This is a genomic window from Nonomuraea terrae (genome assembly GCF_044465245.1).
GTDB lineage: Bacteria > Actinomycetota > Actinomycetes > Streptosporangiales > Streptosporangiaceae > Nonomuraea > Nonomuraea terrae.
The window spans coordinates 140,917-160,578 of sequence record NZ_JBITLL010000003.1; the positions used below are offsets into that span (position 1 = coordinate 140,917).

The window sequence follows — 19,662 nt, forward strand, 5'->3', positions numbered from 1 at the left end:
CACGGTCAGCGGCGAGTGCCGTCGGACAGCATCTCCTCGGCCACGGAGCACGGGTCGTCGGCGGGCTCGATGTCGCGCACGTCGCAGGCCACCCGCGTGAGCAACCTCCGGAACGTCGCCCGTTCGGCGGAGGTCAGCGCGCCGAGCAGGGCGTCCTCGGCGTCGTGGACGCGCCCTTCCAACTCCCGGAACGCGCGCTCGCCCTCAGGCGTGGCCACGATGCGGCGCCGGCGGCGGTCGGCCGGGTTGAGCCGCCGCTCCACGAAGCCCGCCCCCACCAGGTCGTCGATCAGATACGTCAGGACGGTCCTGTCGATGCCGAGATGGGCGGCCAGGGCCAGCTGGGTCGGGTGGTCGCCACCCACGACGGCGGCGAGCGTCTGGTAGCCCCGCGGCCCGTGCGGGAAGTCGCCGATCGCGGAGACCACCGAGCCGTGGTACGCGCGCAGCAGCACCCCGAGCGTCCAGCCGAAGTTCTCCGACACGTCGCGGGAGATTTCCTCAGGGGTGGTTTCTGGCCGCTCGCTGCTCATGCGCGCATCCTACCCATCGTCCGTGCGGCGTCAGATTTTCCGCCTGCCGAAAGATCTGTCACACCACACATCTCAAGGATGACTCGCGGTTCATCCTTGAGTCGGATGGACCTGTAAGACGTTCTGCTCAATGATCGGATTTTCCCGATGATTGGGCGTGATATGCGAAGAACAGCACTGATCCTCAGCCTCTTAGGCTCCCTCTCCCTGTCCCTCCTCCCCGCGGTCCCGGCCGCCGCAACGACCACGACCATCGCGTGGGCCCCGTGCCCCGAGGACGCCACGGCCGAGTGCGGCACGCTCACCGTTCCCGTGGACTGGGACGAACCGGACGGCGAGACGTTCGAACTCGCCGTCGCTCGCCGCAAGGCTACCGACCCCGAGGCCCGCGTCGGCTCCCTCGTGATCAACCCGGGCGGCCCCGGCGGGTCCGGCGTGAGCGCCGTGCTCGGCGGAATGGGCTTCACGCCGGAGCTCACCAGCCGCTTCGACATCGTGGGCTTCGACCCGCGCGGCGTGGCCCGCAGCCATCCGATCCTGTGCTCCCTGGAGCTCGCCAGGCAGGCCCCCGACACGCTGTCCATCGACAGCCAGGCCGACTTCGACGCGCTGCTGGCCCACAACGAGCGCTACCGGCAGGACTGCCGGGAGCGCACGGGCGCGCTGTACGACCACGTCGACACCGGCAGCGTCGTCCGCGACCTCGACGCCCTGCGCGCCGCCCTCGGCGACGACAAGCTCACCTACTACGGCATCTCGTACGGCGCCCTCATCGGCCAGCTGTACGCCGAGCGCTACCCCGGCCGGGTGCGCGCCCTCATGCTCGACAGCAACATGGACCACAGCCTCGGCACGAAGGCCTTCCTCGACACCGAGGCGTGGACCGCGCAGGACTCCTTCGACGAGTTCGTCTCCTGGTGCGAGGCGACCGCCTCGTGCGCGCTGCACGGACGCGACGTGCGGGCGGTGTGGAAGGAGCTGCTGGCCCGGGCCGACCGGGGCGAGCTGGAGTTCCCCGGCGAGCCCGGCCTCACGCTCACCAAGATGACTCTCGTCTCTCAGGCGTTCGGCGCGTTCTACGGGCCGGCGTACCAGCAGCTGGCCGAGCTGCTGGCGGCTCTGGAGAGCGGTGAGGGCACGGCGCGGGCGATCGTGACGCCGCCGGCCGCCGGCCGGCAGGAGCAGGTGATCAACGACTCCACCCGGATCTTCTGCCAGGACTGGCTGCTGCCCGTCCGCGACCACCGCGAGTGGGCGCGGCTGCTGGAGCGGTCGGCCAGGATCGCCCCGGACATGCTGGTCAGCGCGGCGGCTCACCCGATCACGGCGGCCTGCCTCGGCACGCCCGCCCCCATCCCGAACCCGCAGCACCGCCTGCGCGTGTCGGGCACGCCCACGCTGCTGCTCGGCAACGCCCTGCACGACCCCGCCACCGGCTACCCGTGGGCGGTCAACGCGGCGCGGCAGATCGGGCACGAGGCCAGGCTGCTCACGTACGAGGGCTGGGGGCACGGCATCTACGGCCGCGGTCCCTGCCCGACGGAGGCCATCGACGCGTACCTGACCTCGCTCACCGTGCCCGCCAAGGGCGCGCGATGCGAGGCCGTACCGCCCGCCGAGGTGAGCCCGCTGCGCGCCCGGCCGCTCCCGGGCCCGATGCCCGGGCTGCCCGGCTGGACGTACAACCTGTCGTAGGAGAACGGACACGGGAACGGCGCGTCGCACAGCGGCGCGCCGTTCCGCTGTGCACGGCGTGCATGGGGTTGATCCGCCGTTTGTTCAGAAGGCGGTCAGCCGCTGGGTGGTGCCGTGCACGGTGAACGAGATGTCCCCCGGGGAGTCCATGCCGCCGATGTCCACGGAGACCCGGCGTCGGCTCGTCAGCGAGCTCCGCTCGACAAAGTGCGAACGCGACGGCAACACTCGCTCAGGCGCAGGGCGGCGGCCGGCTCGGCGTTGCACAGACCCTGGCCGAGCAGCGTGAGGGCCTCGCGCTCGCGCGGCGTCAGGGCGGCCAGGTCTCAGTCGACGGCGGCGGGCGGCGGCGTAGCGTTCGACGAGGCGGCGGGTGATCGAGGGGGCGAGCAACGCGTCGCCGGTGCCGACCAGGCGCACGGCGGCGGCCAGGTGCTCGGGGGTGACGTCCTTGAGCAGGAAGCCGCTGGCGCCGAGGCTGAGGGCGGGGTAGACGTACCGGTCGAGGTCGAAGGTGGTCGGCATGATCACGCGGCAGTGCGGATCGTGGGCCGGCACCCGGCACGCCGCCTCCAGGCCGTCCATGACGGGCGTGCGGATGTCCGTCAGCACGACGTCAGGGGCGAGCCGGCGGGCCACCGCCACCGCCACGGCCTCGGCCCCGTCGACGGCCTCGCCGGCCACATCGATCCCACGGGCGGTGAGGATGAGCCGGAAGCCCGCCAGCTCCTGGTCGTCGGCGGCCATGGCACGGGAGGCCGACATCGTGATGCCCGCGTTCGTGATCGAGATGCCCGCATTCATGATCGAGGTCGCGCCGTCGCTCGTGCCGCTCGCGCCGGCGGGGGTCGCGGTGCTTGGTGCGTACGTGCCGGCGCGGTCGCCTGCGCGGCTCACGATCGCGACCGTCCTGCGGGGTGAGCGAATCGGCGTTCACACATCCGGTCGGCGCTCGGTAGATTAGTAAACGAATCAACATTTATTAATCGGAGGCACGCATGTCCGTACCCTTCACCTGCTCCGTGTTCATCGGCGTCAGCCTCGACGGGTTCATCGCGCGGGAGGACGGCGACCTCGAGTGGCTCGTCAGCCGGGGCGAGGCGGCCGGCGACGACCTCGGCTACGACGCGTTCATCGCCGGCATCGACGCGGTCGTGACCGGGCGCGGCACGTACGAGGCGGGGCTCTCCTTCGAGACGTGGCCGCACGAGGGCCGGCACTGCGCGGTGCTCAGCACCACCCTGGAGGAGGGCGCCGACCCGCGCGTCACCGTCTACCGCGACCTCGACTCGTGCCTGAAGGGCCTCACCGAACGCGGCGTCAAGGGCGTGTACGTCGACGGCGGCCAGGTCATCCGCACCTTCCTGCGGGAGGGGCTGATCGACAGGATGACGATCACGACCGTTCCGGTGCTGATCGGGTCCGGGCTGCCGCTGTTCGGGCCGGTGGGCGGCGACGTTCCGCTCGTGCACGTGTCCACCCGGACGTTCGGGGCGGGCGTCGTGCAGTCCACGTACGCCATCGAACGCCGGAAATAGCGGTATAGGCACAGGTCAGGCGGGTTTGTCGGAGCAGGGGGCCGGTGCAAGACTGGAACTGACGGAAGGGGGCACGTCATGATCGAGGTCAAGAGCATCGACAAGCCGGACGAACGCCGCGACTTCCCGAGGGGTCACCTGGAGCTGTGCAACCTCAGCGGCCTGACGTTCGCGGTGGCCACGTACGAGCCCGGCTGGCGCTGGTCGGAGTCGCTCCGGGAGATCAGCGGCACGGACTCCTGCCAGGTGCACCACTACGCGTTCGTCGCCACGGGACGCATGCGCATCCGCATGGAGGACGGCGCCGAATCCGAGGTGGGCCCCGGCGACGTCTTCGACTGCCCGCCGGGACACGACGCCTGGGTGGTGGGCGACGAGCAGGTCGTCATCCACGACTTCTCGGGCCGCATGACCGACTACGCCAAGGCCACCGGCGTCTGACCACGGGGACACCCACCCGGACGCACCGGGTGCCACGATGAGCGCCCGGTCCGGGACCGGCGCGCCCCTTCGCGACGAGGGCCGGAGGTGGGTACGCCGGCCGTCGTGGTGGAAGACGCCCAGGATCTCCGCCGGGCCGCGGTGCGCCCTGATGACGTGCGGGATCACGCGTCCACCGCGCGCTACGCCCGGTCCCTGCGGCGCATCCGGTCCCACCTCGACGACCAGGTGAGCGCCGACGACCCGGCCACACTCGACACCCTCATCGACAGCGACGGGCCCGTCGGCGTCCTGCGGCGCGACGACCTCACCGTCCGCACCACCAGGACCGCATGGCTGGCCGAGCGCCCTTGAGACAACGCCCTTCCTCGTCACGCAAAGGCCATGAGCGCCTGCGTCTGGCCGCCGCTCGTGAAACCCGGGCGGCGCCCTTCGCGGGGCGGCCGTACGGGTGGGACCTCCTGCCGGGCAGGGAATCCGCTCCGTGCCAAAATGCGCCCTATGTCTGTTTTTTCGGATTTTGCCTTTCGTCCTGTGCGCCGAGACGACATCGGTCCGGCGGCCGACCTGCTCATGCTGACGAGCGCCTCAGGCGTCCCGCACCACGTGACCCTCCAGTTGACCGCCGCCGAGGCCGGCGAGCAGGGCCACGCGTTCGTGGCGGAACGGGACGGCAGGATCGCCGGCGCGGCGCTCCTGTCGAGCGACCCCGTGTTCCCCGGTCTTGTCATCACGCTCGTGGCGGTCGCCGAGCCGTACCGCGGGCGAGGAGTGGGCGGCGCGCTGGCGGACCTGCTGGACGAGCGGCTCGCGCACGAGTCACTCCCCGCGTCCTGTCATCTCCGTGACGACCGGGCCGACGGCCGGCGTTTCGCCGAACGGCGGGGTTTCGCGGTGCAGGGCGACAACCTGGGATGGAGCTTCGACCTCGCCGCCGAGGACGGCACGCTCGAGACGCGGGCCCGCGAGGCGGCCCGCTCGGCCGGGGTGAGGATCCGCCGGGCCGACATGGTGACGGAGCCGGAGACCGTGCTGGAGTGCGCCCTGCGGTGCATGCCCGGCCTGCCGAGCGACCAGAGCGCCGATCCCGAGCAGGGGCGCCACTATTTCCCGCCCGACGCCATCCTGCTGCTGGCCGAGCAGGAGGAGCCGGACGAGAGCGCGCCGCGCGCCCTCGGCATCACGGTCGTCGCGCCCCGGATCGAGGGGGGCGTCTGGTACACGATGTTCACCGGGGTCGACGCCTCGTACCGGCGGCGGGGCATCGCCCGCGCGCTGAAGACGGAGGCGTTCCTGCGCGTCCGCCGCGCCGGCGGCCGGTCCGTGGTGACGCACAATCACGAGACGAACGAGTCCGTGCTCCGGCTCAACAAGTCGTTCGGCATGCGGCCGACGACCGGCTACTGGGACCTGCGGCGAGCACCGCTGAAGTGACGCGCCGGGGCGGGGGCGCGGCGGGCGCCCCCGCCCCTACAGCAGCAGGTTGATGACGACGGTCAGCACCACGGACAGCAGGATCGACACGGCGATCATCAGCAGGCACCCCACCCAGCCGCCGAGCGGCCGCACGTCCCAGTTCCCGAACCTCATGACCGGACGGCTACCCGGGCGAAGACCCGGTACGCGGCGGGCCACCTGGTCACGGAGGGTTCAGGTTCCGGTCATCCGGAAGGCGACGACGGGTCATCCCACCTCAGGACACTGCGCCCCATGCGTACCACCACTGCACTCTCCCTGGCGGCGGCGAGCCTGTCCGTCCTGTCGGCATTCCCGGCCGCTGCCGCATCCGCCCAGGTCAGGCCCTCCGGCCTGGAGCTGTCCCTGCTCGGCCGGTACTCCGCCGGCGCGGTCGGGGCCGGCGCGGCGGAGATCACCGCGTACGACGCCAAGACCCGGCGGGTCTTCGTGGTCAACGCGGAGCGGGGCACGGTGGACGTACTCGACCTGCGCGACCCGCGCAGCCCGCGCAAGGTCGCCACCCTCGCCACGCCCGGCGCCAACAGCGTGGCCGTGCACGACGGGCTGGTGGCGGTCGCCCAGCAGGCCGCGGACAAGACGGCCGCGGGCAGCGTCGCCTTCTTCCGGGCGTCCACCGGCGAAAAGCTGCGCCAGGTCACCGTCGGCGCGCTGCCGGACATGCTGACCTTCACCGAGGACGGCAGGAAGGTCGTCGTCGCCAACGAGGGCGAAGCCGCCTCGTACTGCGCCGGCGCCGTGAACGACCCCGAGGGCTCGGTCAGCGTCGTCGACGTACGCACCGGCGCCGTCCGCACCGCCCGCTTCACGGCCTGGAACGGCAAGGAGCAGCAGCTGCGCGCCGAGGGCGTGCGGATCAGCGGCCCCGGCGTGAGCGTCGCCCAGGACCTGGAGCCCGAGTACATCACCACCGAGAAGGGCACCGCCTGGGTCACCCTGCAGGAGAACAACGCCCTGGCCGTCGTGGACCTCGACCGGGCCGCCGTGCGCGACATCGTGCCGCTCGGGCTGAAGGACCACGCCAAGCCGGCCAACGCGTTCGACGCCTCCGACAAGGACGACAAGATCGACATTCGTCCACATCCCGTCAAGGGCGCGTACATGCCGGACGCCGTCGACCACTTCCGCAGCCGCGGCCGGACGTACCTGGTGACGGCCAACGAGGGCGACAGCCGGGAATGGGAGTGCCACGCCGACGAGGTACGGGTCAAGGACGCCGAGCTGTCGCCTGCGGCGTTCCCGGACGCGGCGCGGCTCAAGCAGGACTCCGAGCTGGGCCGGCTCACCGTGCTGGCCGACTCGCCCAAGGACGCGCAGGGCAGGTACACCGAGCTGCGGGTCTTCGGCGGCCGCTCGATCTCGGTGCGGGCCACCGACGGCTCGCTGGTGTGGGACTCCGGCAGCCGGCTGGAGCAGCTGATCGCGCGCGAGCTGCCCGGGCAGTTCAACTTCGACAACGAGGAGAACGACTCCTTCGACTCGCGCAGCGACAACAAGGGCCCCGAGCCTGAGGGCGTCACGGTCGGCACCGTACGCGGCCGCCCGTACGCCTTCGTGGGCCTGGAGCGGGTCGGCGGCGTCGCCGTGTTCGACCTGTCCGACCCGCGCGACCCCCGCGAGGCCGGGTACGTCAACACCCGCGACTTCACCGGCGACGTCGAGGCCGGCACCGCGGGTGACGTCGGTCCCGAGGGCGTGCTCTTCATCGACGCCCACGACAGCCCGACCCGCACCCCGCTCCTCGTCGTCGGCAACGAGATCAGCGGCACCACCGCCGTCTACGAGATCAACCCCTGACCGCCCCGCGCCGCCGGTCAGCTCTCGCGGCGGAGGGTGAACGTCAGGACGGTGGCGGCCACCGCTCCGAGCAGCACCACGGGGAAGGAGGGCGCGTACAACGGCGCGAGGTGGAGGAGGAGCGCCCCGGCGGCGGCACCGCACAGGAGCGCCGTCAGGCGGGCGAGGCCGCCCGCCACGCCTGCTCGTTCCGACGGGGTGCCGGTGAACGCGCCCACGACCCCGGTCAGGGTGCCGGTGAGGAACGTGGTCGACGCCGCCAGCATGCCCGACCCGAGAGACAGGGCGCTCTGCACCCCCATCGCCAGTGAGCTGAGCACGAGGAGCACCACCACCACGTCCTCGCCCGGCCGGCCGCCGGTGACGGCCCACGTCACCGCCACGCCGGCCAGCAGGAGGCACTCCCCCGCCGCGACGGCTCCGGCCCTGCGGCCCCATCCGCTGCCGCGGTGCGGCCGTCCGCAACGCAGGCCGACGTTGGCCGCCGCGACACCGGCGGCGTAGCCCACCACGGCGACGGCGGCCGCGAGCGCGAGCTCGCCGTCGCGCGTCGCCACGGCCCTGCCGACGTGCACCAGGTTGCCGGTGATGACGCCGGCGAACACGCCGCCCAGTCTCATCAGGCAGAACGCGTCCACGGCACCGGCCGCGGCGGCGAGCAGCAGGAGCAGCCACGAGACCAGCCGTCCGGGCACCAGGCCACTCCCGTGATCCACGGGTTCAGCCGGTGTGCCCGTTGGCGAGGCGGCGGTCGTACCACGACGGGGCTTCGTCGATCTGTCGCATGCACCAGGTGTGCCCCGTCACGCCCGTTCACGCACCCCTCGTCACGTACGGCGGCGGGCGCGGTAGGCGGTGGCCTTCGCGCGGTTCTGGCAGGAAAGCCCGCAGAACCGGCGGGAGGCGTTCCGCGTGACGTCGAAGAACACCAGCTCGCAACCGTCCGCCTCGCACGAGCGCAACCGCCGTCCCTGCCCCACCCCGATCACCATGGCGAGGGCCGTGCACGCGTCGGCCGCCCAGGCGTCGACGAGGTCCGTCCCGGGCCGGTGGAAGGCCAGCACCGGCGGGTCGCCGTGCAGGCTCGGCACCGCGCCGTGGCGGACCAGCGCCCGGTTCAGCGCCGCCACGTCGCCGCCGAAGGCCGGGTGAAGCTCCGCGGCCACACCGGCAAGACGATCGGCACTTTCCTCCGTCAATCGCACACGGCCCTCCCCCACCGCGGGGACGGGGGTCCAGTCGTGGCGGGTGAAGGCGGCTTCCAGGGCGGCGCGGCGGTCGGCGGGGTGCTCGACGGGACGGCCGCGCGCCTGCGTGACGTGCAGGGCGTTCACGAGGAGGACGGCGAGCCCCGCCCATCTGCCGACATAACTGTCTATTTGCGATTGACCAGTGATGCGCCACGCCTCTATCGTCACTGGCATAGCTTATCTAGACAGTGAGGAAAGCCGTGAGCGCATCGCCCGCACTTGCCCGCCGCATGTGGCACCAGCTTGAGCCCCTCCACGCCGTGCTCTACTTCGCCCCGCAGGCGTTCGAGGAGGCGGCGGCGCTGGGCTACGACGTGGAGTCACGCTGGCCCGCCTATTTCGCCTACCGCACCGCGCCTCTCGGCAGGACGGGCACCCACCTGGCCACGGCGGCGTACTACAGCTTCAGCCCCCGCATGGTGGCCGAGCACGTGCCCGCCGTCTGGGACGTCGCCGCCCCCGACAAGGTGCTGCGGGCCCGCGTCGAGGCGGTCGACCGCACCTACCGCGCGCTGCTCGGCGACGCGGTCGCCGGTGACGCCATGGCCGAGGCGGCCGAGCTCGCCATGAGGGCGGCGCAGAGCGTCCAGGCGGCGGGGCGCCCGCTGGCGGCGGCCAACCTCGACCTGCCCTGGCCCGGCGAGCCCCACATGGCGCTCTGGCACGCCGTCACCGTGCTGCGCGAGCACCGCGGCGACGGCCATCTGGCGGCACTGGCCGCCGCCGAGCTGGACGGGTGCGAGGCCCTGGTGTCGTTCGCCGCGATCGGCGCCGCGCCGGCGCCGAACTTCGCCGGCCGCGGCTGGAGCGAACAGGAGTGGAACGAGGCCGCGGAACGTCTCGCCGCCCGCGGGCTGGTCCACCCGGACGGCACCGCCACCGACGAGGGCCGGGCGCTGCGCGACCAGGTGGAGCGGATGACCGACCAACTGGCCGCCGAGCCCTGGCGGCGCCTCGGCGAGGAACGGGCGGCCCGCCTCGGGCAGCTGGTCGCGCCGTTCCTGGGCGCGGTCTTCGAGGCCGGTCTGCTGCCGATGACCAGCACCCTCGGCATCGCCACCGTCCAGGTCGCCTACTGAGCACCGGGCGGCGCGGATCAGGCGCCGGTCCGCCGATCAGCGGACCGGCAGAGCGTCACTGGCGGCCGTACTTCTTGTGCACGGCCTGCTTGCTCACGCCGACCGCGTCGGCGATCTGCGACCAGGCCAGCCCCGCCACCCTGGCGCGCCGCACCTGCACCGCCTCCAGGCGCTCGATCTCGCGGCGCAGCGCGGTCGTGGCGTGCAGGGCACGCAGCGGATCGTCGTCCTGCGCCTGCTTCATGAGGGCCGCCAGGTCGTTCGTCATGCACTAAAGGTAATCCAGCAGCAGTGCGTTGATCTCCTCGGGACGTTCGAGGGCGGGCAGGTGCCCGGCCCACTCCAGCTCCAGCAGCCGCGAGCGGGGCAGCTCGGCGGCCACGTGCCGGGCGCTCTCCCGGAAGTACGGCAGGTCGTGGCCGCCCGCCACCACCAGTGCGGGCACGTCGATGCCGGGCAGCGACAGCTCGCCCTCGGTCTGCTCGGGCTCCGGGTCGGCGGCCAGCTGCACCTCGAACGCGTGCCGCTGCATCGCCACCAGCCGCCGCCGCGCGTCGCCGGTCGCCTCGGGCCCGAGCAGGGTGCGGGCGTTCAGCTCCGCGGCCCCCTGGACGTCGCCCTGCTCCAGCAGCCGCCGTTCCTCCGCCCAGTACGCCCGCAGGTCCGGCGTGGGCTCCAGGTCGGCGACGGGGTTGAGCAGCACCAGCCGCCCGGCCAGCCCGGCCGAGGCGAGCTCCAGCGCCACCCGGGCCCCGCCGGACGCGCCGACCATGGCCGCCCGTGTTATCTCCAGCGCGGCCAGCACCTTGGCCACGTCGCCGGCGTCACCGTACGGCCCGTCCGCGCGGTAGGGCGTGCGCCCGTACCCGCGGAAGTCCACCGTGATCACCCGGAACCGCTCGGACAGCGCGTCCACCTGCGCCTGCCACATGCCGGAGTCTGCGGCCGTCGAGTGCAGCAGCACCACCGGCTCGCCCGCGCCCTTCTCGGCGTGCCAGATCCTCATCGCGACTCCACCGCCATCCGCACGCCGAGGCCGATCAGCAGCACGCCGGACAGCTGCTCCAGCCGCCGCCGGACCGCGGGCCGGCCCAGCAGGTCGCGGGCCTTGGCCACGGCCCAGATGAGGGCGCCGTACCAGAGCAGGTCGACCACCACCCAGACGACGGCCAGCGTCACGAGCGTCAGCGGCACGTTCTGCCCGGCGGGGACGAACTGCGGCAGGAACGCCATCGCGAAGACCGCCGCCTTGGGGTTGGCCAGGCACGTGCCGAGACCGGCCAGGTACGGGCCGCGCCACCCGGGCACCGCCTTGCCCTCGGGCGCGGGCGGCGCCCCCTCGCGGGCCTGCCACAGCGCCTGGGCCCCCATGACGACCAGGACGACGGCCCCGGTCACGCGCATGACGTCGTAGGCCACCTGGGAGGCCACGAGCAGCGCCGACAGGCCGAACGCGGCTGCCAGGCCCCACAGCAGGATGCCGGTCTCGTTGCCCAGGGTGGCGGCAAGGCCGGAGCCGCGGCCGGCGCGCAGGGTCTGGCGCAGGATGATGGCCGTGCTGACCCCGGGCACCATGGCCACCAGGACGCACGCGCCCGCGAACGCGAGAAGATACATGCCGTACATGCTGGCAGAACGCCTCGACGGATCGCGTCTGGTTATTCAGCCGTACAGCTTGGCCAGCTCCTCGACCGCCTCGCACATGAGCGCGCGCAGCTCCGGCGGCTCCAGCACCTCGACGCCGGCGCCCAGGCGCAGCAGCAGCCAGCGCGCGTGGGTGATCGACTCGACGGGCACGGTGAGCGTGGTCCAGCCCTCGGGGTCGGGCTCGCCGGCCGCGGCCAGTGCCGCGCCGACGACGTCCTGCCCCATGGTGTACGCCAGCAGGCTCTCCAGGCCGGGCGCGAGCTTGATGACGGCCTCGGCGGTGTACATCCGCTCGCGGAACTCCTTGGCGTACGCCCGCCAGAACTCGCCCAGGTCGAACCCCTCAGGCCGGGTGAACCGCCCGGGCAGCGTCTCCACGGTCAGGATCCGCGCCACCCGGTACGTGCGCGGCGAGCCGCCGGGCGGCGCGGCCACCATGTACCAGGACCCGCCCTTGAGCACCAGCCCGTACGGGTGGACCACCCGCTCGACCTCCTGGCTCCCCCAGCGCCGGTACGTCATGCGCAGCGGCCGCTGGTCCCACACCGCCTCGGACGCCTCGCCGAGGTGGGGCACGTCGTCGGCCGAGCGGTACCAGCCGGGCACGTCGAGCAGGAACCGCTCGCGCATCCGGGAGGCGTGGGAGCGCGGCTCGGGAGGCAGCGCGGCCAGCAGCTTCAGCTCGGCGTTGGCCGCGACCTCGGCCAGCCCCAGCTCGGCGGCGGGGCCGGGCAGCCCGGCCAGGAACAGCGAGGAGGCCTCTTCGGCGGTGAGCCCGTTGAGGCGGGTGCGGTAGCCGTCGAGCAGCCGGTAGCCGCCCGCCGGGCCCCGGTCGGCGTAGACCGGGACGCCGGCCGCCGACAGCGCCTCCACGTCGCGGTAGACCGTGCGGACCGACACCTCCAGCTCACGCGCGATCTCGGGCGCGGTCATACGCCCGCGTGTCTGCAGGAGCAGCAGCAGCGAGAGCAGACGGCTGGCACGCACCCCTCCATTATCGCCCCGCCGGCGGCGGCTCAGCCGAACTGCTGCCAGCCGAGCCTGATCACCATCGCCACGACCACGACCAGCAGCACGATCCGGACGAACGCCGCCCCGCGCCTGAGCGCCATGCGGGCGCCGAACTGGGCGCCGGCCACGTTGCAGACCGCCATGCCGAGGCCGAGCGCCCAGTGCACGTGCCCCTGCGCCCCGAACACCGCCAGCGCGCCGAGGTTCGTCCCGACGTTGATGATCTTGGCGGAGGCCGAGGCGGCGACGAAGTCGAGCCCGAGGATGGTGGTGAAGGCGATGATGAGGAACGTCCCCGTGCCCGGCCCCATGATGCCGTCGTAGAAGGCGATCCCCACGCCGGCCGTGGCCACGGCGGCCGCCACCCGCGGCCCGGTCCGCAGCCGCGGCTCCGGCACGGCGCCCATCGACGGCCGCAGCGTCACGAACACGGCCACGGCGACCAGCACCACCATGACGGCCGGGCGCAGCACCTCGGCGGAGATGGCCGCCGCAGCCCACGCGCCCAGCCCGGCGCTCAGCGCGGCGAGGGCGGCGCCGGGCAGCGCCACCTGCCGGTCGACCTTGGCGGAGCGCGAGTACGCGACGGCGGCGGAGGCGGTGCCGAACACCGAGGAGAACTTGTTGGTGGCCATCGCCTCGACCGTCGGCATGCCGGTCACCAGGAGGGCGGGAAGCTGCAGGAGACCGCCGCCGCCCACGACGGCGTCGACCCAACCCGCTGCGGCCGCCGCTGCCAGCAACACCAGAAACTGCTCCAGCGGCACGCGCCACTCCCCCGAAATCCCCCAATAAACCCCAAGAGTGTATAAGTCGGGTTTTAGTGGCTGGACACTGGGCGGATCACTCGGACTTCCCCAGCTCGGCGAGGTGGTCCTCGCTCATCGGAGCCCGTCCCGCCTCCACGTCGGCCAGCCGGGCGAGCAGGCCGCGCAGCAGCGGCACCGGCGTCCCGTCCGCCTCGGCCCGCGCCAGGACGGGCCGGTAGTGCTCGTGCACCTCGACCGGGCGGCGCCGCACGGCGATGTCGCGCCAGATGCCGCTGCGGTCCTTCGGCTGGGTACGCAGCCACGCCGTGAGCCGGTCGGTGGCCTCCTCCCGCGCCCGCTCGGGCGCACCCGGCGCGTACGCGGCGGCGTCGAAGGCGTCGAACGGCTCCAGCCGCAGGCCGAGCGCGCCCGCCACCGCGAACACCTCGGCCACCAGAGCGTGCATGAGCGGCCGGTGCCGGTCGATCAGGTCGGCCATCGGCGCGTCGGCCAGCGCGGTCGCGCTCAGCATGGCCCCGAACCCGAGCTTGGCCCACAGATGGCCGTGGACGTTGCCGGTGGCCTTCGCGCCGGCCCCGGCCAGGTCGGCGACCAGCCGGTCCACCCGCTCGCTGGAGCGCCCGTCAAGCTCGCCGATCACGAACGCCCCCAGCCCGCCGTCGCGCACGACGCCCGGCTCGACCACGTCGGCGAAGATGTTCACGAACGAGCCCACGACGCGTCCGGCGCCGACGTACTCGGCGATGAGCTGCTCGTTGAGCCCGTTCTGCACCGACACGACGTGGCCGCCGGGGTCGAGCCGGGGGGCGATCCAGGCCGCCGCCTCCGCCGTGGCCTGCGCCTTCACGCACAGGAGCACGCTGTGCAGCGGCCCGTCCACCTCCTCGGGGGTGGCCGCGCGCAGGCGGACGCGTTCGTCGCCCCCGGCCCGCCGCAGCACGAGGCCGTCGCGGCGGACCGCCGCCACGTGGGCGGCGTCGGCGTCGACGAGGAGCACCTCGTGTCCGGCCCGCGCCAGGTGGAAGGCGATGGTCCCGCCGATGGCGCCGCCGCCGACGATCGTGTAGGGGGCGTTCATGCGCGTTGTACCTCGCTCGTTCCGTTCCAGTGCAGGGGCAGCGCGGTGGTGCCCGCCGACGCCCCGCCGTCGACCCGCAGCACGGTGCCCGTCACCCACCCGGCCTCCTCGCCGGCCAGCCAGCGCACGGCCCCGGCGACGTCGGCCGGCAGCCCGCGCCGGCCGAGCGGGTTGGCCGAGACGGCGGCGGCGTACTCCTCGGTGACGGGGTTGGCGGGGCTGTCGACGGTGACGAAGCCGGGGCTGACCGCGTTGACGCGCACGCCGAGCGGGCCGAGCTCGACGGCCGCGGCCTTGGTGAGCATCTCCAGCGCGGCCTTCGACGCGCAGTAGTGGGCGGCGCCGGGGCGGGCGCGCAGGGCGGCTCCCGAGGCGATGTTCACCACCGCGCCGGAGCGCCCCTCGGTCGCGCAGGCCCGGCCGAAGGCGGCGGTGACCAGCATGGGGGCGCGGACGTTGACGTGCTGCACGCGATCCCACTGGGCGGCGGTCATCTCCAGGAACGGCGTCGCCGGGTAGATGCCGGCCGCGTTCACGACGACGTCCACCGGGCCGTGCTCGCGCCAGGCCCGTTCCACCAGGCCCGCGGCCTGCTCCGCGTCGGCCAGGTCGGCGACGATCCGCCCGGCGCCGGTGCGGGCGGCGACCTCGGCCAGGGGTTGCGGCCGCAGGTCCACGGCGGTGACGCGGTCGCCGGTCGCGAACAGCTCGCAGACGGCGGCGCCGATGCCGCTCGCCGCGCCGGTGACCAGGACGTGGCGGGTCATGTCAGCTCCTTTCCCCGGGTCTCGGGCATGGTGGCGTAGACGGCCACGCCGACGAGCGCGGCGGCGGCCACGTAGAGCCACACCTTGTCGCCGTGGCCGCTGGAGCTCAGCCAGGTGGTGACGTACGGGGCGGTGCCGCCGAAGATCGCGACGGCCAGCGCGTACGGCAGCCCGATCCCGGTCGTGCGGACCTCGGCGGGGAACTGCTCGGCCATGATCACCGCGCAGTTGGCGGAGTAGCCCACGAGGAACACCATGCCGACGAGCTCGATGGCCAGCAGCGAGCCGAACCCGCCGTCCAGGAACTGGAACGCCGGCCAGGCCAGCACCAGGAAGCCCACCGCGAAGGCGAGCATGGTGGGCTTACGCCCGACCAGGTCCGACAGCAGCCCGCCGAACGGCAGCAGGATCAGGAACACCAGCACCGCGATCGTGTTGGCCAGCAGCGCCTGGTTCAGCGGAATCCCGGTGGCCACATGGGCATATGTCGGCATATAGCTGACCCAGATGTAGTACAGCAGCGTCCCGGCGATCGTCACGCCCGCCACCCGCAGCGCCGCCCGCGGATGGTCCCTGACCATCGAGACCAGCGGGTTGGCGCGGGTGCGGCCGGACGACCGAACCTTGGCGAACGCCTCCGTCTCCGGCACCGAGACCCGCAGCCAGAGACCGACCAGCCCGAGCAGGCCGCCGAGGAGGAACGCGATCCGCCAGCCCCAGCTCTGCAGCGCCGCCTCGTCCAGCGTCGAGGTGAGCACCGTGCCGAGCGCGGAGGCGATCAGCACGCCGCCGCCCACCGAGACCTGCTGCCAGGAACCGGCGAACGCCCGCCGCCCGCGCGCCGCCGACTCGACGAGGAACGCGGAGGAGGTGCCGAACTCGCCGCCTGCCGAGAAGCCCTGGACCAGGCGGGCCAGCACCAGGACGATCGGCGCGGCGATGCCGATGGTCTCGTAGCCGGGGCAGATCGCGATGGCGAACGAGGCCCCCGCCATCAGCGAGATCGTCAGCGTCAGGCCCTTCTTGCGGCCGTGCCGGTCGCCGTACGCGCCGAGGATGGCGCCGCCGATGGGCCGCATGAGGAACCCGACGGCGAAGACGGCAAGGGTGGACAGCAGGCTCGCGGTGGAGTCGCCGGAGGGGAAGAACTGGCGGGAGAAGATCGAGGCGAACGTGGTGTAGATGGCCCAGTCGACCCATTCGACGGTGTTGCCGATCGCGCCGGCGACGATCGCCTTGCGCTGTGCGGGGGTCAGTTTGGTGGGGGCGGGGGAGGCGACCGTCATGCGTGCTCCAGGACGTAGTCGGCGATCTGGGCATGGGTGGCGTACCAGACGCCCTCGTGGGCGTCGATGTGCTCCAGCAACTCCGTGAGCGCGGCCATGCGGGAGCGGTGGCCGATGATGTGGGGGTGCATGGTGAGCTGGAACAGCCCGCCTTCGGCGTGGGCGGCGTCGAACTCGTCGCGCCAGATCCCGGCCACCTCGCGCGGCGGCGTGTACGGCCGCAGCGAGCCGTAGCGCTCCATCATCAGGTAGGGCGCGTCGTCCCTGATCCACTCCACGGGGATCTCCACGATGCCGGTCGGCTCGCCGCCGGCCAGCAGCTCGTACGGCTCGTCGTCGGCCATCAGCGAGGAGTCGTAGGTCAGGCCCAGCTCGCGGGTGATGGCGAGGGTGTGGTCGGAGAAGTCCCACGACGGGGTGCGGATGCCCACCGGGCGTGTGCCGGCCAGCCGCTCCAGCGTGTCGGCGGCGCGCAGGGCGAGCTCCCGCTCCTGCGCCGGCTCCAGCAGCATGTTGCGCTCGTGGATCCAGCCGTGCATCGCGACCTCGTGGCCGGCGGCGACGTAACCGCGCACCTCCTCCGGGTGCAGCAGCGCGGAGACGGCCGGCATGAAGAACGAGGCCGGGACGCCGAAGCGCTCCAGCAGGCGCAGTACGCGCGGGGCGCCGACGCGGGAGCCGTACTCGCCCTGGGCGAGTTTGCCGGGGCTGGTCTCGCCGTCGCGCAGCGGGATCGTCTCGTGGTCGGAGTCGAACGACAGCGCGACGGCGACGCGGGCGCCGCCGGGCCAGGTGCGGGGGCGCAGGCTGCGCCCGGCGCGGACCCGCTCGACGTGGCCGCGCCAGGTCTGCTCGTCCCACTGCCAGGGCTGCTGTTCGGTCATGATGCGGGGTTCTCCGTCCGTGCGGCGGGGGTGGGCGCCCACGCGCGTTTGAGCGTGGTCAGCTGGAGGGTCACGTCGGCGGCGCGCAGGCCGGGCAGGGAGCCGACGTCGCCGGTCAGGTAGCGGAACAGGCCGCCGTAGTGGCGCAGCGCCACCTGCGCGACCAGGTTGAAGCGGCCGGTGGTGGCCGACAGGTAGCGGGTCGAGGGATGCGCGGCGAGCTGCTGCCCCGCCCGCTCCAGCAGGCCGGGCTCGACCTCCAGCCAGAGCATGAACTCCACCGCGTACCCGAGCACCTCCGGCTCGGCCAGTGTGCGGAAGCGCAGGCAGCCGCGGCGCACCAGCGACTCGACCCGCCGTTTGGCGGTCGACTCGCTGCTGCCCACGGCCCGGGCCAGCGTCTTGTACGGCATGCGGCCGTCCTCGCCGAGCGCCTGGATGATCGCCAGCTCCAGCGCGTCGAGCCGCTCCGGCGTGCCCTCGCCGAGGCAGTCCTCGAACGGTGGCTCGGCCGCGTCGCGCAGCTCGGCGGTGGCCCGCTCGTCGAGGACGCCGGGGTTCCAGTCGTGGTTGGAGACGAACGTCCGCATGACCGCGTGCGTCTCGCTCCCGGTGACGCGGTCGCCGCCCGGCACGTCGGCCACCATGATCCGCCCGATGTCGGTGTGGGAGGGCACCACGAACTCGGCCACGCAGTCGGCGCTGCCCGACACCACCGTGACGAACCTGGCCTGCGGCCGGCCGGCGATCGCGGCGGCGACGTCGTACGTGGTGCCGGGCCGGCAGCGCAGCCGGCTCAGCACCGGCACGCCGAGCCCGCAGCGCAGGACGTCGGCCACGCCGATGACCTTCAGCAGCCCGCTGTCGCCGAGCAGGCCGGCCCGGCGGACGACGGTGGACTCGCTCGCGCCGACGAGCCGGGCGATGAGGCTCCACGGGGCCCGCCCGTTCAGCTGCAGAGCCGCGACGATCGCCCGGTCCAGCTCGTCGATCTGGCCGCCTTCTTGCATGGATTCCATGCTTACTGGCGGAATCCCTCAAAATCAAGGCAAAGCTGACTCGATCCCCACAATCCGCCCATATTTTGCCATCGGCACCAGGCACCAGAAAGGGGAGCCCCGTGCCCTGACCAGGACACGGGGCTCCCCTGGGGACCCGCCGCCGGAATCAGCGGCGAGCGGCGAGGGTGCGCTTCCTGGAGGCGTAGACGTCGTCGATCAGCCCGTACGTGCGGGCCTGCTCGGCCGTGAGGATGCGGTCGCGCTCGATGTCCTTCCTGATCTCCAGCACGCCCCGCCCGGTGTGCCGCGACAGGATCTCCTCCTGCTGGTCACGCATCCGCAGGATCTCCCTGGCGTGGATCTCCAGGTCGCTGCCCTGCCCGCGCCCGCCCTCGGTGTGCGGCTGGTGCAGCAGCACCCGCGCGTGCGGCAGCGCCGCCCGCTTGCCGGGCGCGCCGGCCGCGAGCAGCACCGCCGCCGCCGAGGCCGCCTCGCCGATGCAGACCGTGTGGATCTCCGGCCGGACGAACTGCATCGTGTCGTAGATCGCCGCCATCGCCGTGAACGACCCGCCGGGCGAGTTGATGTAGATGTTGATGTCCCGGTCGGGGTCGAGCGACTCCAGCGTGAGCAGCTGGGCCATCACGGCGTTGGCCACGCCGTCGTCGATCGGGGTGCCGAGGAAGACGACCCGGTCTTCGAACAGCTTGGTGTAGGGGTTCAGCTCGCGCACGCCGTAGGAGGTGCGCTCGGTGAACGACGGCAGGATGTAGCCGCTCATGTCAGTTCATCCCTTCGGCGATGTGGTCGACGATGCCGTACTCGAGCGCCTCCTGGGCGGTGAACCAGCGGTCGCGGTCGGAGTCGGCCTGGATGCGCTCGAGGGGCTGGCCCGTGTGGTGGGCGATGATCTCGGCCATCCGGCGCTTGGTGTAGAGCATGTTGTCGGCCTGGATCTGGATGTCGCTGGCCGAGCCGCCGATGCCGCCCAGCGGCTGGTGCATCACGACGCGGGCGTTGGGCAGGGCGTAACGCTTGCCCTTCGCGCCCGCCGACAGCAGCACCTGGCCCATGGAGGCGGCGAAGCCCATCGCCACCGTCGCCACGTCGCACGGAATGAACTGCATCATGTCGTAGAGCGCCATCCCGGCCGACACCGAGCCGCCCGGAGAATTGATGTAAAGAGTTATGTCGCGCTTGGGGTCTTCGGCCGCGAGCAAAAGCAGCTCGCCGCAGAGCCGGTTGCAAATGTCATCGTCGACCTCTTGCCCGAGGACGACGATGCGCTCCTTCAGCAGGCGCTGACTCAGCTGGTCAGGCCAGGCCGCGGCGCGCTGGGTCTCCGTCATGCCGGTCGCCTTTCTTCGCGGGTATATCCACGAAAAACGCTAGACCCACGCGCCGCGCAT

23 protein-coding genes are annotated in these 19,662 nt (G+C 72.7%); 7 read left to right on the forward strand and 16 right to left on the reverse strand.

What is annotated here, in order from left to right; genetic code table 11:
• Nucleotides 1-5: 5 nt before the first annotated feature.
• Nucleotides 6-533 (reverse strand): MarR family winged helix-turn-helix transcriptional regulator, encoded by a 528-nt coding sequence (locus ACIBP6_RS13105; RefSeq protein ID WP_397051761.1) that lies wholly within the window; start codon nt 531-533, stop codon nt 6-8.
• A 162-nt stretch (nt 534-695) separates the two neighbouring features.
• On the opposite strand from ACIBP6_RS13105, the gene ACIBP6_RS13110 reads away from it, so the two are divergent.
• Nucleotides 696-2,228 carry an alpha/beta hydrolase gene (locus ACIBP6_RS13110; protein WP_397051763.1) on the forward strand — a complete coding sequence of 511 codons (1,533 nt, stop codon included), beginning with the start codon at nt 696-698 and terminating at the stop codon, nt 2,226-2,228.
• An 84-nt stretch (nt 2,229-2,312) separates the two neighbouring features.
• Here the strand turns inward: ACIBP6_RS13110 and ACIBP6_RS13115 are convergent, their stop codons facing one another.
• Nucleotides 2,313-3,125, reverse strand: coding sequence for a response regulator (locus ACIBP6_RS13115; protein ID WP_397051765.1), 813 nt, complete (start codon nt 3,123-3,125; stop codon nt 2,313-2,315).
• Between the two features lie 101 nt (nt 3,126-3,226).
• Between ACIBP6_RS13115 and ACIBP6_RS13120 the strand changes: the two genes are divergently transcribed.
• The 5 genes from ACIBP6_RS13120 to ACIBP6_RS13140 all read left to right on the forward strand — a co-directional run bounded on the left by ACIBP6_RS13120 (nt 3,227) and on the right by ACIBP6_RS13140 (nt 7,480).
• A complete protein-coding gene (locus ACIBP6_RS13120; protein WP_397051767.1) occupies nt 3,227-3,766 on the forward strand; it encodes a dihydrofolate reductase family protein in 540 nt (179 codons plus the stop codon).
• Between the two features lie 78 nt (nt 3,767-3,844).
• Nucleotides 3,845-4,207, forward strand: coding sequence for a cupin domain-containing protein (locus ACIBP6_RS13125; protein WP_132613727.1), 363 nt, complete (start codon nt 3,845-3,847; stop codon nt 4,205-4,207).
• An 87-nt stretch (nt 4,208-4,294) separates the two neighbouring features.
• On the forward strand, nt 4,295-4,561 hold the full coding sequence (locus ACIBP6_RS13130) for a hypothetical protein (protein WP_397051769.1): 267 nt from the start codon (nt 4,295-4,297) through the stop codon (nt 4,559-4,561).
• Nucleotides 4,562-4,741: 180 nt separating this feature from the next.
• Nucleotides 4,742-5,641 carry a GNAT family N-acetyltransferase gene (locus ACIBP6_RS13135; protein ID WP_397051771.1) on the forward strand — a complete coding sequence of 300 codons (900 nt, stop codon included), beginning with the start codon at nt 4,742-4,744 and terminating at the stop codon, nt 5,639-5,641.
• A 276-nt stretch (nt 5,642-5,917) separates the two neighbouring features.
• Nucleotides 5,918-7,480: a choice-of-anchor I family protein gene (locus ACIBP6_RS13140; RefSeq protein WP_397051773.1), complete on the forward strand. Its 1,563-nt coding sequence runs from the start codon at nt 5,918-5,920 to the stop codon at nt 7,478-7,480.
• Between the two features lie 17 nt (nt 7,481-7,497).
• On the opposite strand, the gene ACIBP6_RS13145 is transcribed toward ACIBP6_RS13140, so the two are convergent.
• Entirely contained in the window at nt 7,498-8,196 is a 699-nt protein-coding gene (locus tag ACIBP6_RS13145) for a DUF1275 family protein (RefSeq protein ID WP_397051775.1), read from the reverse strand.
• Between the two features lie 111 nt (nt 8,197-8,307).
• Complete coding sequence (locus tag ACIBP6_RS13150; protein WP_397051777.1) at nt 8,308-8,814, reverse strand: CGNR zinc finger domain-containing protein; 507 nt, start codon at nt 8,812-8,814, stop codon at nt 8,308-8,310.
• Between the two features lie 146 nt (nt 8,815-8,960).
• Between ACIBP6_RS13150 and ACIBP6_RS13155 the strand changes: the two genes are divergently transcribed.
• The gene (locus ACIBP6_RS13155) at nt 8,961-9,809 is read left to right on the forward strand and encodes an SCO6745 family protein (RefSeq protein ID WP_449594558.1); all 849 of its coding nucleotides are present in this window, start codon (nt 8,961-8,963) and stop codon (nt 9,807-9,809) included.
• Between the two features lie 55 nt (nt 9,810-9,864).
• Here the strand turns inward: ACIBP6_RS13155 and ACIBP6_RS13160 are convergent, their stop codons facing one another.
• The 12 genes from ACIBP6_RS13160 to ACIBP6_RS13215 all read right to left on the reverse strand — a co-directional run bounded on the left by ACIBP6_RS13160 (nt 9,865) and on the right by ACIBP6_RS13215 (nt 19,602).
• Complete coding sequence (locus ACIBP6_RS13160; protein WP_397051781.1) at nt 9,865-10,077, reverse strand: hypothetical protein; 213 nt, start codon at nt 10,075-10,077, stop codon at nt 9,865-9,867.
• A 3-nt stretch (nt 10,078-10,080) separates the two neighbouring features.
• Nucleotides 10,081-10,815, reverse strand: coding sequence for an alpha/beta fold hydrolase (locus ACIBP6_RS13165; RefSeq protein ID WP_397051783.1), 735 nt, complete (start codon nt 10,813-10,815; stop codon nt 10,081-10,083).
• A complete protein-coding gene (locus ACIBP6_RS13170; RefSeq protein WP_397051785.1) occupies nt 10,812-11,426 on the reverse strand; it encodes a LysE family translocator in 615 nt (204 codons plus the stop codon). The genes ACIBP6_RS13165 and ACIBP6_RS13170 overlap by 4 nt, the downstream gene beginning before the upstream one ends.
• Before the next feature lie 45 nt (nt 11,427-11,471).
• The gene (locus tag ACIBP6_RS13175) at nt 11,472-12,443 is read right to left on the reverse strand and encodes a helix-turn-helix transcriptional regulator (RefSeq protein ID WP_132620722.1); all 972 of its coding nucleotides are present in this window, start codon (nt 12,441-12,443) and stop codon (nt 11,472-11,474) included.
• Between the two features lie 29 nt (nt 12,444-12,472).
• Nucleotides 12,473-13,234, reverse strand: coding sequence for a TSUP family transporter (locus tag ACIBP6_RS13180; protein WP_397051787.1), 762 nt, complete (start codon nt 13,232-13,234; stop codon nt 12,473-12,475).
• Nucleotides 13,235-13,310: 76 nt separating this feature from the next.
• Nucleotides 13,311-14,315, reverse strand: a complete 1,005-nt coding sequence (locus tag ACIBP6_RS13185; RefSeq protein ID WP_397051789.1) for a ketopantoate reductase family protein — start codon at nt 14,313-14,315, stop codon at nt 13,311-13,313.
• On the reverse strand, nt 14,312-15,082 hold the full coding sequence (locus ACIBP6_RS13190) for an SDR family NAD(P)-dependent oxidoreductase (protein ID WP_397051791.1): 771 nt from the start codon (nt 15,080-15,082) through the stop codon (nt 14,312-14,314). The genes ACIBP6_RS13185 and ACIBP6_RS13190 overlap by 4 nt, the downstream gene beginning before the upstream one ends.
• A complete protein-coding gene (locus tag ACIBP6_RS13195; protein ID WP_397051793.1) occupies nt 15,079-16,368 on the reverse strand; it encodes an MFS transporter in 1,290 nt (429 codons plus the stop codon). The genes ACIBP6_RS13190 and ACIBP6_RS13195 overlap by 4 nt, the downstream gene beginning before the upstream one ends.
• The gene (locus tag ACIBP6_RS13200; RefSeq protein ID WP_132620732.1) at nt 16,365-17,252 is read right to left on the reverse strand and encodes a polysaccharide deacetylase family protein; all 888 of its coding nucleotides are present in this window, start codon (nt 17,250-17,252) and stop codon (nt 16,365-16,367) included. Before ACIBP6_RS13200 ends, ACIBP6_RS13195 begins: the two co-directional genes overlap by 4 nt.
• Nucleotides 17,249-18,262 carry an Lrp/AsnC family transcriptional regulator gene (locus ACIBP6_RS13205; protein ID WP_397051795.1) on the reverse strand — a complete coding sequence of 338 codons (1,014 nt, stop codon included), beginning with the start codon at nt 18,260-18,262 and terminating at the stop codon, nt 17,249-17,251. Before ACIBP6_RS13205 ends, ACIBP6_RS13200 begins: the two co-directional genes overlap by 4 nt.
• 157 nt (nt 18,263-18,419) lie before the next feature.
• Nucleotides 18,420-19,034, reverse strand: a complete 615-nt coding sequence (locus ACIBP6_RS13210) for an ATP-dependent Clp protease proteolytic subunit (protein ID WP_397051797.1) — start codon at nt 19,032-19,034, stop codon at nt 18,420-18,422.
• A gap of 1 nt (nt 19,035) precedes the next feature.
• Nucleotides 19,036-19,602 carry a ClpP family protease gene (locus ACIBP6_RS13215; RefSeq protein WP_397051799.1) on the reverse strand — a complete coding sequence of 189 codons (567 nt, stop codon included), beginning with the start codon at nt 19,600-19,602 and terminating at the stop codon, nt 19,036-19,038.
• Between the last annotated feature and the right edge of the window lie 60 nt (nt 19,603-19,662).